The sequence below is a fragment of the Aquipluma nitroreducens genome, assembly GCF_009689585.1.
Taxonomy (GTDB): Bacteria; Bacteroidota; Bacteroidia; order Bacteroidales; family Prolixibacteraceae; genus Aquipluma; species Aquipluma nitroreducens.
This window is the reverse complement of the sequence record NZ_AP018694.1, coordinates 5,432,989-5,445,192: the sequence shown is the minus strand read 5'-3', so window position 1 is coordinate 5,445,192 and position 12,204 is coordinate 5,432,989. Positions and strand designations below refer to the sequence as shown.

Below are 12,204 nucleotides of genomic sequence, written 5' to 3'. Positions count from 1 at the left end.
GCTATTTGCTTTTCAAATTTATGACGTACGAAAGTTTGATTGACTGATATTTCCAATCGCGAATACCATAAAGATATTGCAGTCGGATGGCATTCTTTTTTAGTTTACGATTCAGTTCAAAGGTATAAACCATCGGCTGATCGCGCTCATGTTTATAGCCTGAATATCCTGAAATTGAATTAGACCATGTCCAGTCAGAATACTTTAGGTCGGCTCCTACCCCATACATGAAGGCGTCGTTTTGCAAGTTAAGTTCATCGTTCGTTTGCCAGGAGTAAAATCCGAAAGATGCATATGGCATAAACGACATTTTTTCGTTTCTACAGGCATAATCCTTGGAAAAACTGAAATCAAAAAAATAGCCCGGGCTATCTGAATGCCTGGCTGCGTCCAAATGCCCTCCTGAAGCAGTCCTTCCTACCATACGAACCATTGTATCCGGGAATTTTCGGCCTTTCACCAATTGAATAAGCGTTGAAAAGTATAAATCACCAATCGCAATTCCCTTGCCGTCGAAGTCACGTGCAATCCGTTCGTCGCGTACGGAGTCGGACATGGCATAATTTTCAGCAATAACTCCATACAACTCAATAGCAATCTTACCATCAGCAAACGAACGGTAATATTTCCCAGATATATCCTGAGTTGGATCACCTTTTTCGAAGTAGAAATTCATTCCAAATTCGAGGTTCGAACCTACCGGGACAACACCTTTCTTCATTTCAGGTACCGGAAGCGCATTAGGACCCAAATAACCAGGGGTAATGTGCAGCATATTGCGCCAGCCGGGCATGCCAAGCTCCCAGCCATGGATGACATTCCACCAGGTAAAATCTTCCTCAGAAAAGGATATAAATGGGATGAGACAAAAAAGGATCAGAAGTATTCGTTTCACTCGAAAATATTTATTTCAACAAATGGTATGTTTATTTCGTCCGCCAAATATACAAAAGGACGACAATACACCTGATTATTTAAAATAAAAAACCTCGCCAATTGACGAGGTTTAGATTTTACAAATTCAATTTCTTTCGGATATTCTTTGGAATGGCATCTTTGTGTACCATAATCGACATTGTTTTATACTCTACATAGGGTTTTGATGCGTAGAAAAAACCATGGTAATCGTTGTAGTCGCCCCACGAATTTTTCACTTTATAATAGAGGTTACCATTCTGATCTTTAGCCGTTCCAACGATTACCATTCCATGATCATCTGTAGTCTGATAATTATCAAAGTCAATTTGACGCATTTCCTGAGTAATCACTTTTTCCTTACCTGGCTTGGTGAGTTTGTATAAATCTTCACTTTTTTCTTTCTCACTCATCTTTTCCCATTTGGTAATTTCAGCATCAGTCATATTTGCTTTATCAACTTCAGGGATAACAGCCACACCCTTTTGTGAGGTTGAAAATCCCTTTTCGCTGACGTCAGCAGCCCATGCAACCGGGAAACCGCTATTGATGGCGTTATCAATTATTTCGTCGAATTCGTTTAATGGAACATTGTAAACTTCATCCCACGACCAGTTGTCGGGTATTTCAATAATGAATTTACTATAAAAAGGGTGGTGTGTATAGGAAGTAATTTCAACATAATCATCCAAATTCAGGCCAACAAATTCCTGGGCAAAACTCTTTGGAGTATATTCTTTTCCCTGATACTGAAATTTCTCAGGTAGTTTTCCAAGATAGGTTTCAAGAGTTCCTTCTAATGCATCATGCCATGCTGTAGTTAATTTTTTGTTCGGATTTTCAACAACGGCCTTGACATTTTCGAGCAGCAAACGATCCAATTCACCGTGAACATGTTTCTCTTCGCCGTAATTCAGACCGGTATAAACCTCTTCAGGAACAATTCCATATTTTTTAATGGCGTTTGTAACATCATGAAATGCGCCACCTGCACCAAAATTTAAACTGCCATGCAACCTGACGTATTTCGTAGCTTTATCGGCATATTCATGGTTTACAACAAACATTTCAGATAAATCAACAGTTGGTTTTCCTAACCTTAACATTTCGGCTTCCAAAAATCCAAGTCCTGAAAACGACCAACAAGTTCCAGAGCGATATTGATCTTTAACCGGAGTACATGGAATTTCTTTAATTGCAGTAAACTGATAACCTTTTTCTTTTTCCTCTTCTTTCTTCTCCTGAGCTGAAACAGTGAACGCTGCCAGCACCAACCCGACAAGCAAAAGATTTCTTAATTTATACATATGAATTAATTAACATTAAACACCCCTTAAAACTGGCCTCGAAGATACAAATTTAAAAAAGGAATATCCCATTTAGAATCATATATTCAGGCAGATACATGCTAAATCAAGAAGTATAAGTACGAAAATCCGAAATCGCTTTTACTCTGAACCATAATATCTTCCGTTAACAAAAAGGACAATTAATTAAGGTTGAATTAACAAAAACATGTTATAAAACAAGTTTCGATTGGTCAATTACGTCATTCAATTGAAGTAAAAGCAAATGTAGACAATGATTTTAGATGGAATTCGCAAACTTTTCTACCTTTATCAACTGGAATAAAATAGATAAAAATGGCAAGCAAGATCAAAACATTACTATTTCTATTAATTGGACTGAATAGTCAATATGCAAAATCGCAAATAAACCTGAATGATTGCATTTATCAACCTGTAGACAAGCGAATCGCAGAGGAAAAACTAAACGCTTTTTCATCAGAAGCCGATTTACCAATTGCTGATCTTTTGGTCAAAATTGGCGAATCATTTCTTGGAACTCCATATATTGCAGCAACACTCGAAAATGGATTGCAGGAAAAACTCGTCATTAACCTTCGGGAACTCGACTGTACAACATTTGTTGAAAGCACTTTGGCTTTAGCCCGAACCGTTAAATTGAAAAAGAATGATTTTGAATCGTTTCTAAAAGAACTTCAGAATTTAAGATATCGTGATGGTATTCGAAATCAATATCCATCGCGGCTTCATTATTTTTGCGAATGGATTGAGAATAATAATAAAAAAGGCATCATTAGCAGGAAAGCCAATGAAAATGGCGTAAAATCTGATAAAGCCATCAATTATATGAGCACTCACCCATCAGATTATCCGGTATTGAAGGAGCATCCGGAGTTGATCCCAACAATTGCTCAGCAGGAAAAAGAGATTTCAGCAAAAGGATTTATGTATTTTCCAAAGAACAACATTGCTAATCTTTATCGCAATTTACAGCATGGCGACATTATTGCGCTAACCAGTTCAATTGATGGTGTTGATGTTAACCATGTCGGAATAATTGTAAAGAAAGGCAACGAATTTTATCTGCTTCATGCTCCGCTAAGCGGGAAAAAAGTATTGGTTTCAGAGGGTCCGATCACCGACTTTCTCAAGCTTCAGTCAAAAAACAGCGGTATCATGATCGCCAGACCAGTATTTTAATTTCAGTGCCTTATACCATGCTGCGAAGTCGTTTTTGTTAAATTTGCAGCGTTCAATCTCAACCCCTATGAATTCTTTTGGTGATCGACTTGTTGTTGTCTTGTGTAAAATAACTTCACGCCTTCCATTTTGGATAATCTTTGGCCTTGCCGATATTTTCTATGTATTTCTTTATTATATCATTGGCTATCGGCGGAAAGTCGTTCATGAAAATCTGGTTCGGTCATTTCCTGAAAAAACTCCCGAAGAAATCAAAAAAATTACGAAAAAATTCTATCATCACCTAACTGACCTGGGTTTTGAAACCGTCAAGTTTAGCCGAATGACTGAGAAGCAAATTGATGACCGGTTAAAAGTTCACAATTTGGATATGTATGAAGAGTATTACCAGCAAGGTAAAAGCATGATTGTTCTGGGGCAGCATCATAACAATTGGGAATGGAGCGGATCGATGCAACGGTTCATCAAAGCGCAGTTTCTGGTGGTTTATAATCCCGTAAGAACCAACAAAAAATTCGAAAATTTTCTACTTCAAACCCGTGAACGTTTTGGCGCTCAATCAATACCAGTCAATCATTCTGTAAGGACAGCTCTTGCTTTTAATCAAAATGAAAGACATAGCGCTTTGATGCTGGCAGCTGACCAAACTCCGCCGGCAAACTCACAATTTTGGACTACTTTTCTCAATCAGGAAACTGCTTTTTTTGCTGGTCCGATGAAAATTGCAAAAAAAACCAATCTACCGATAATTTTTCACCACACGCGTAAAGTTGGACGTGGACGTTACGAAGTTTTCCATTATAAACTGATTGAAAATCCCGCTGAATTTACGTCAGAGGAAATTATGATGGCCTATGTCAATAAACTTGAAGAAGTTATCAACGCCGAGCCTGAATACTGGCTGTGGTCTCACCGGAGATGGAAACATAAACGGCCTGCAAATATTGAATTACATGAAATATTGATGAATCATCAGGATAAAAAAGTAATTTATAGGAAGAAAAGATAAATTTATAATTATTTGAGGTATAAAGGAATATAGCATGAATTCGTTCATTGATCATTTGATCGTGGGTCTGTGTAAATTACTTGCACGGCTTCCGTTTTGGGTACTCAATGGTTTATCCGACATATTTTATGTTTTACTCTACTATGTGGTAAGGTATCGTCGGAAAATTGTATTTACAAACCTAAAAAAATCGTTTCCGGAAAAGAGTCCGGAAGAAATCAAAATAATTGCCAGAAAATTTTACCATCACCTGAGTGATCTGGGCATTGAAACCCTTAAATTCAGTCATATGACCGAAAAGGAAATCAATGATCGCATCAAACTAAATAACCTGGAAATTTTCGAGGAATATTACCAACGAGGTAAAAGTGCGATTCTTCTCGGAATGCATCACAACAACTGGGAATGGGGGCTTTATTTTCAACACGAAATCAAAGCGCAATTTCTGGTAGTTTACGATCCGGTAAGGAACAACAAGGTTTTGGAGCAATTTCTTCTTAACTCACGTGAACGGTTTGGGGCTAAATCGGTTGTGGTTAATCACTCGGTACGCACGGCGCTTGCACTTAACCAAGCTGAGCGTCCTTCGGTACTGCTGCTGCTGGCCGACCAAACCTCACCCGCCAGTTCACAACTATGGACAACCTTCTTAAACCAGGAAACAGCTTTATTCGCTGGTCCAATGAAAATTGCAGTCAAGACGAATCAACCGGTTCTTTTCTTCCACATTCGTAAAGTGGGTCGGTCAAGATACGAAGCTTTTATTTATAAATTGATTGAGAATCCTTCGGAGGTAGAACCTGTAGAAATCATGATGGCATATGTACGGAAAATGGAGGAAATAATTCGATCGGAACCAGAATATTGGCTGTGGTCGCACCGAAGATGGAAACACAAACGTCCTGCAAATATTGAATTGCACGAGCGAGAGGCCAAAACTATCAAACATTAGATATTCGACTCCATGAAAAAGGTACTGCCCAGGATTGGAATTTCATTTTTGAAACTACTCGGATATGCTCCGTTTTGGCTTCTTTATTTCTGGGCCGACCTAATTTATCTGGTGTGTTATTATCTGGTAGGCTACCGAAAAAAGACGGTTATTCAAAACCTTAAAAATTCCTTTCCTGAAAAAACTGATCAGGAAATCAGAGAGATAACCGTTAAATTTTACCGCCATTTTGCTGATTTGGTGGTTGAAACAATAAAAGCATTTCAAATTTCGGAGGAAGCATTGAATAAACGTTTTTATTATAAAAATCCTGAAGTACTGAATGAATTCTATGCCCAAGGGAGAAGTGTGGCTTTGCTTTCCGGGCATTACGGCAATTGGGAATGGACGGTATCTTTACCCAAAATAATCAAATATCAGGTGAATGTGATTTACCGACCTATTCAGGACGAAACATTTGACCGATACATGAAACAAGTGAGGTCGAGATTTGGAATGTTTATGATGATGGCCCGCGTTTCAGGACGAAACATGCTGGAACTCGAAAAATCAGGACAATTATCAGCTACCTATTACCTGACCGATCAAACCGCACTGAAAGATACCGATTACTGGATGATGTTTCTAAACCAGGAAACAGCGGTCTTTCCCGGAGCCGAGATCATGTCAACTAAATTCAGGCAGGCCGTTGTTTTTATGGACATTCAAAAAGTCAGGAGAGGTTGTTACGAAGTTGAATTTACCAAGCTTTTCGATGATGCTTCCACAACTAATAAATATGAAGTAACTAAAGCACACACCAAATTTCTGGAAGAAATTATCCGGAAACGACCTGAATTTTGGTTATGGTCGCACAAGCGCTGGAAACACACAAGGCCTGAGAGCATTCCATTGAAATAATTAACGGAACCATTCTAGTTTGCAATCTATTGGGTAATTCTTTATCCTCAGGTTTTATGAGATTGATTAGCATACCAACCCGTTCCGGGTTGCGCTTTATTGGGGCGATCCTAATCCTCCAGTTTCACTGGAGGTGATTAAAAGTTCACTCCTTCGGAGTTAAGTTGAATTATCTACATCGGATCCACATCTGCATAAATGATCAACTGGCTATTGTTTGGTTGTGTTTTCGTTCGATTAATGATCTCCATGATTTTAGTTTTCGCTTCCTGAATTTTGCCATCACGAGGTAGTTTAATCAGTATTTCCTTCTGAAACCACATTTGAATTCGCGCCACAACCGGATATTCAGGCCCTAATACGTTTTTATTAAATATGTTGCGAAAAGCTGTCGCGAGATTCATGGCGGCCAAATCGAGCCGTTCCTTGTTCTGATGTTTCACCACAATTTTAATGAGCCGATAATACGGCGGATACCTGAACATCTTTCGTTCGGCCATTTGCCTGCTGAAAAGCTTATAATAATCGTTCGAAATCACATCCTGAATGACCGGATGATTGGGCTGGGTGGTCTGAACAATCACCTTTCCCCGATTATTTTTACGTCCGGCCCGGCCACTTACTTGCATGATCAACTGATAACTTCGTTCGTATGACCGGAAATCAGGATAATTCAGCAGATTGTCGGCATTCAAGACTCCAACTACCCGAACATGATCAAAGTCTAATCCTTTGGTTACCATTTGTGTTCCAACCAGAATGTCAACTTTACCGGTTTCGAACTGCCAGATCAGTTGTTCGTAGGCATTTTTTGCCCGTGTCGTATCCAGATCCATTCGGGCAACCCTTGCTTCAGGAAACAAAAGTTTGATTTCGTCTTCAATTTTTTCGGTACCGAAACCGCGTGTTTTAATCTCGTCCGAACCGCATTCTTTGCACTTGACAACCAATGATGTGGTATGTCCGCAATAATGACAAATCAGGCTCGAACGGTTTTTATGGTAGGTCATGCTTACATCGCAATACCTGCATTTCGGAATCCAGCCACATTTTCCACACTGAACGAATGGTGCAAACCCTCTCCTATTCTGAAAAAGAATGACCTGTTCTTTATTATGCAATGCTGAAGCGATTTCGTTGTAAAGTTCAGGAGTAAAAACTGAGCGCATTTGCTTCCGCTTATAAGCTTCCTGTGTATTTGCCGGAAAAAGCTCCGGCATTTCAATTCCCTGAAAACGTTCGGTCAGATTAACCAATCCGTATTTGTTGCTTCGTGCATTGAAATACGTTTCATACGATGGAGTTGCCGAACCAAGCAGCACTTTTGCACCATGTACATTTCCCATCAGAATAGCCATATCGCGGGCATTGTAGCGAGGTGCCGGATCGAACTGCTTGTATGAATTTTCGTGCTCTTCGTCGACGATGATTAGCCCCAGATTTTTAAACGGAAGAAAAATTGCGGACCTGGCTCCCAAAATAACCTGATATTGCTGACCGGTTTTTCCTGATTTTTCGTTCAGCACATTGAACCAGATTTCGACCCGTTCAGCATCGTTAAATTTCGAATGATAGATTCCGGCCTGATCGCCAAAGGCAGTTTTCAATCTGGTAATGATCTGAGTTGTAAGTCCGATTTCAGGAACAAGGTACAGAACCTGTTTGCCCTGCTTGAGCTGTTCTTCAATCAGCCGGATATAAATTTCGGTTTTACCGCTCGAAGTCACGCCATTGAGCAAGACCGTTTGCTGAGTTTCAAATTGAGCTAGTATTTCATCATGTGCAATTTGCTGCGGCTCGGAAAGTTCTTTAATCAACAAATCGGCATCATGAGTCCGGGCGATGCGCCCAATTTCTTTCTGAAATACCTCCAAAACTTGTTTTTCATCCAATCCTTTCAAGGCCGCATCTGATGCATCTGCGATTTGAAGCAAATCTTTTTTTGCGATTTCTGTCAATTTTAAATTACCAAACAGTGTTTCGGCCAGAAAAACCTTCAGTAGTTGTTCCTGCTTTTTTGCCTTTCTGGAAAGCAAATCAAGCATCGCATTCAGCTTTTCTTCTGAATCATATTCAGGATTTAACCTGACCATTGAAACGAGCTTCGGCTTGTAGCTTTCGCGCATTTGCTCTTCAACAATCACCGCATTTTTTTCGAGCAGTAATTTCAATATGGCAAACGATGATTGTTGCCCCAGAAATTGGTTCAAATCCTGAATACTTGCTGTCTTCCGACTCTCTAGCAAGAGTACAACAGCAGTTTCTTTATCAGTTAAATCGTCAGTAATAATTGCATCGGGATTCAGGCTAATTTTGGTCTGGCTCTCCAGCTTCAGGCCAGTTGGCAACGCCGCTTTATAAACTTCGCCTAGGGTGCAGCAATAATAATTGGCAATCCATTCCCAAATCTTCAATTGATTCTCACCGATGATGGGATCATCGTCCAGAATGGCATCAATATCTTTCATTTCGAACTCGCCTGAGGGTGTATTTTGATGAAGTTTATAAACCAAAGCCGAAAAGAACTTGCGTTTGCCAAATTGCACAATGACGCGGGCTCCGATTTTTATACGAAACTGGAAAGCCGAAGGCACCCGATAAGTGAAGTGGTAATCAAGTGGCAACGGCAAAATAACATCGGCAAAAAGCTGTTCAACAATCATAGGTGCAAAATACCGAAAAAGATTTTGGATTCGAATATTCGTGTGAAAGTTTGTTACCGAAATTTAAACTGAACTATCGAATACAATTGATAATTCCGAGTATCTCGGAAAGGGAACTTACGATGCATTTTTTGAATTTGAAATAATAATTCTAACTTAGTCAAAGTTCACGATCGGTCATATTCATCGGTCCAAAATAAGCCATCAATTCAATCTTAATTTCCAATTTTATGAGCCGGGGTCGATTTAGCCTGAAACTGAAGCTGAATGTTTATATTCTCAGCGTTGCAACCATAATTTACTGTATAACAATCGGGTATATTAGTTATCGGTTAAAAGAAATCACGTATCGTAACTCTGTTGAGATTGTAAAAAGTTCGACACGGGAATATGGAGACAAGATTTCGAAAGAATTAAGTGTGATGATGGAATCTGCCAGAACTTTGAAAAATGCTTTCGAAAACTACAAAAAGCTGAACGTGCCTAACCGTGACGTTTTTTTTGATGGTTTATTATCCAGTAATATTGAAAAAAATCCTGAATATTTATCAGTTGGAGTTTATTGGGAATTAAAAGCTCTTAACAAGAACTACAAAAAGAAAAATGGTCGATTCTACAATGGTTTTTTCCGCGAAGGAGGTAAAATCATAAATCAAAAAGCAATAGAGGATACCACCAATCAGGAACTGACAGGCACATATTATCAGGTTCGCAAATTGAATAAAGAAACAATTGTCAATCCATATTACGATCAGGCAACCAAAGAAATGAAGGGAATTATGATGACCAGTTTGCTTACTCCAATTCAGAATGAAGCCGGGCAGTTTGAAGGCATGATTGGAATTGACATCTCTCTTTCACACATGAATCAGCTAATCGCCAGCGTAAAGCCTTACGAAGAAGCGATATCCTATATGATTTCTGAGAACAAAATCATTGTTGCACACACCAATACGACGCTCACCGGAAAGAATTTTATCAGCTCACTTGGTAAAGATTCAGTGATATTTAAAAACGAGACTTTGGTTAATAATTTGAGCTCCAACAAATCATTCACCTACAAAAACTCAATTTCCGGAAAGGAGTATTTTGTTTCTTTCGAACCCATTATGATTGGCAATAAGGATACCAATTGGATTATTGGCATTGAAGTGCCAACAAAAGTTATTTTGAGTGAAGCTCGTGAAGTTTTAATTAAAACCATTATTGCAGGCGTACTTGGGCTATTTTTCTTATATCTCATTATCTACTTTATTGCGGTAAAAATTAGTACCCCAATAGTAAAGGGTGTTGAGTTTGCAAAATCAATTTCAGCTGGCGACCTAAACACACAACTGACTATAAAACAAAACGATGAAATTGGTGATTTGGCCGAATCATTATCGATAATGGCATCGAAGCTCACCAAAATAATAAGTGAAATTATACAAAGCTCCGACACCATTGCTGAAAGCAGTATGGATTTGCTTAATGCGTCGGTAAAGCTTGCTGATGGTGCAAACAATCAGGCGTCATCTGCCGAAGAGATTTCGACATCAATGGAACTTGTATTGAGCCGGATTCAACAAAACACCCAAAATGCACAGGAAACCGAAAAAATTGCCTTGCAGGCTGCAAAAGGAATTCAAATAGGAAATGAATCGACCAGGGCATTAATCCAATCGATGAACAACATTGTGGAAAAAATTTCGATTGTCGGCGAAATCGCAAAACAAACAAACCTATTGGCGATCAATGCTTCAATCGAAGCATCGCGCTATGGCATGCAGGGAAAAGGATTTGCAGTAGTTGCAGCCGAAATCAAGAAATTAGCTGAAAAATCTCAGCTTGCAGCAAAAGAAATCGATGAGTTATCCAATCAGGGTTTATTTCATGCCCGGGAAACTGGAAACATTCTGTTTGAAATTATTCCGGATATTGAGCAAACAGCAATTCTGGTTAAACAAATCGCAGATTCCAGCCTCGAACAAAAAACAAGCTCCGAAGAAATAAATGCTGGAATTCAGCAATTAAATAAGGTTACTCAGCAAAATGCGGGATCCTCATTTGAACTTTCAATCAGCTCAAAAAACATTTCAAAACAGGCCGAAAATCTAAAAAAACTGATTGCCTACTTCAAGATTGAAGGGATAAATTAAAAGTGCCTAAAGTACTTAGAGTTCGAAGTGCCTAAAGTTGTTGCTTATCGGAATTAACTTTAGGCACTTATGTATTCAAAAGTTTCTGAATATCCATCAAATTGGTATCAATGCTGTGATTTAGTTTCACCGCTTTATTGAAAGGTACATGAACGATTTTCTCGTTATCGAGTCCAATCATTATACTTTTCTGGTCGTCAAGTAACGCATCAACAGCAGCAACACCCATCTTAGTGGCATTTACCCGATCCTTTGCTGTTGGACTTCCACCACGCTGGATGTGTCCCAAAATAGAGACTCGTACATCCAGGTCCGGATGCTCTTTACGAACCCGTTCTGCTATTTGAATTGCACCTCCGGCTTCATCACCTTCTGCAACCATGATTATACCGCTGGTTTCTTTACTTTTATAACCTTTCTCCAGAAATTTGTTTAACTGATCGTGGTCGCCTTTCGCTTCTGGAATCAGGATCACTTCAGCCCCGCAGGCAATACCGCTGTTCAATGCCAGCAAACCAGCCTCACGACCCATCACTTCGACAAAGAAAATCCGACCATGTGAACGGGCTGTATCTTTAATTTTATCAACTGCCTGAACTACAGTATTCAAAGCAGTATCGTAACCGATAGTATAATCGGTACCGTAAATATCATTGTCAATGGTTCCAGGGATTCCAATAAACGGGAAATCATATTCCTGAGACATAACCAATGCCCCGGTAAACGAGCCGTCGCCGCCGATAACAACCACTGCATCAATTTCGGCTTTCTTTAACTGCTTATAGGCTTTTTCGCGACCTTCTGGTGTTCTGAACTCTGCACTGCGGGCTGTTTTCAGCATGGTACCTCCCAATTGCAGAATTCCACTAACATCGTTAGATTTCAACGGAATAAAATCGCCTTCAATCATTCCCTGATATCCGCGGCGGATACCTACTACTTTTAATTTATTGGCTAAAGCTGCACGAGTAACTGCACGAACAGCAGCATTCATACCCGGAGCGTCGCCACCTGAAGTAAAAACACCGATTTTCTGCAGTTTCTTTCTTTTTTGACTTGGCTCTATGCTATTATCTCTAACTGTCATATTCATATCATTTAGCTGATGAAAAAATCAGAT

At 39.4% G+C, this 12,204-nt stretch carries 9 protein-coding genes; 5 read left to right on the top strand and 4 right to left on the bottom strand.

The features are described from left to right. Position 1: 1 nt before the first annotated feature. Complete coding sequence (locus AQPE_RS22735; protein ID WP_318348772.1) at positions 2-895, bottom strand: hypothetical protein; 894 nt, start codon at positions 893-895, stop codon at positions 2-4. A gap of 118 nt (positions 896-1,013) precedes the next feature. Beyond that, positions 1,014-2,222 carry a C1 family peptidase gene (locus AQPE_RS22730; protein WP_318348771.1) on the bottom strand — a complete coding sequence of 403 codons (1,209 nt, stop codon included), beginning with the start codon at positions 2,220-2,222 and terminating at the stop codon, positions 1,014-1,016. Between the two features lie 336 nt (positions 2,223-2,558). Between AQPE_RS22730 and AQPE_RS22725 the strand changes: the two genes are divergently transcribed. The 4 genes from AQPE_RS22725 to AQPE_RS22710 all read left to right on the top strand — a co-directional run bounded on the left by AQPE_RS22725 (position 2,559) and on the right by AQPE_RS22710 (position 6,283). Then, entirely contained in the window at positions 2,559-3,422 is an 864-nt protein-coding gene (locus AQPE_RS22725; protein ID WP_318348770.1) for an N-acetylmuramoyl-L-alanine amidase-like domain-containing protein, read from the top strand. Between the two features lie 67 nt (positions 3,423-3,489). Continuing rightward, a complete protein-coding gene (locus tag AQPE_RS22720) occupies positions 3,490-4,431 on the top strand; it encodes a lysophospholipid acyltransferase family protein (RefSeq protein ID WP_318348769.1) in 942 nt (313 codons plus the stop codon). Between the two features lie 34 nt (positions 4,432-4,465). Further along, entirely contained in the window at positions 4,466-5,383 is a 918-nt protein-coding gene (locus tag AQPE_RS22715) for a lysophospholipid acyltransferase family protein (protein WP_318348768.1), read from the top strand. 12 nt (positions 5,384-5,395) lie between these two features. After that, positions 5,396-6,283, top strand: coding sequence for a lysophospholipid acyltransferase family protein (locus tag AQPE_RS22710; RefSeq protein ID WP_318348767.1), 888 nt, complete (start codon positions 5,396-5,398; stop codon positions 6,281-6,283). Between the two features lie 173 nt (positions 6,284-6,456). On the opposite strand, the gene priA is transcribed toward AQPE_RS22710, so the two are convergent. Next, positions 6,457-8,946 (bottom strand): replication restart helicase PriA, encoded by a 2,490-nt coding sequence (gene priA, locus AQPE_RS22705; protein WP_318348766.1) that lies wholly within the window; start codon positions 8,944-8,946, stop codon positions 6,457-6,459. A 230-nt stretch (positions 8,947-9,176) separates the two neighbouring features. On the opposite strand from priA, the gene AQPE_RS22700 reads away from it, so the two are divergent. Then, complete coding sequence (locus tag AQPE_RS22700; RefSeq protein WP_318348765.1) at positions 9,177-11,084, top strand: methyl-accepting chemotaxis protein; 1,908 nt, start codon at positions 9,177-9,179, stop codon at positions 11,082-11,084. A gap of 67 nt (positions 11,085-11,151) precedes the next feature. Here AQPE_RS22700 and pfkA read toward each other — a convergent pair whose 3' ends face one another. Continuing rightward, on the bottom strand, positions 11,152-12,171 hold the full coding sequence (pfkA, locus tag AQPE_RS22695; protein ID WP_318348764.1) for a 6-phosphofructokinase: 1,020 nt from the start codon (positions 12,169-12,171) through the stop codon (positions 11,152-11,154). Between the last annotated feature and the right edge of the window lie 33 nt (positions 12,172-12,204).

Bases quoted from the DNA above. Each gene is read 5' to 3' on its own strand.
- AQPE_RS22730 (WP_318348771.1), bottom strand. From the start codon at position 2,222: ATGTATAAATTAAGAAATCTTTTGCTTGTCGGGTTGGTGCTGGCAGCG.
- priA (WP_318348766.1), bottom strand. From the start codon at position 8,946: ATGATTGTTGAACAGCTTTTTGCCGATGTTATTTTGCCGTTGCCACTT.
- AQPE_RS22710 (WP_318348767.1), top strand. From the start codon at position 5,396: ATGAAAAAGGTACTGCCCAGGATTGGAATTTCATTTTTGAAACTACTC.
- AQPE_RS22700 (WP_318348765.1), top strand. From the start codon at position 9,177: ATGAGCCGGGGTCGATTTAGCCTGAAACTGAAGCTGAATGTTTATATT.
- AQPE_RS22715 (WP_318348768.1), top strand. From the start codon at position 4,466: ATGAATTCGTTCATTGATCATTTGATCGTGGGTCTGTGTAAATTACTT.
- AQPE_RS22720 (WP_318348769.1), top strand. From the start codon at position 3,490: ATGAATTCTTTTGGTGATCGACTTGTTGTTGTCTTGTGTAAAATAACT.
- AQPE_RS22725 (WP_318348770.1), top strand. From the start codon at position 2,559: ATGGCAAGCAAGATCAAAACATTACTATTTCTATTAATTGGACTGAAT.
- pfkA (WP_318348764.1), bottom strand. From the start codon at position 12,171: ATGACAGTTAGAGATAATAGCATAGAGCCAAGTCAAAAAAGAAAGAAA.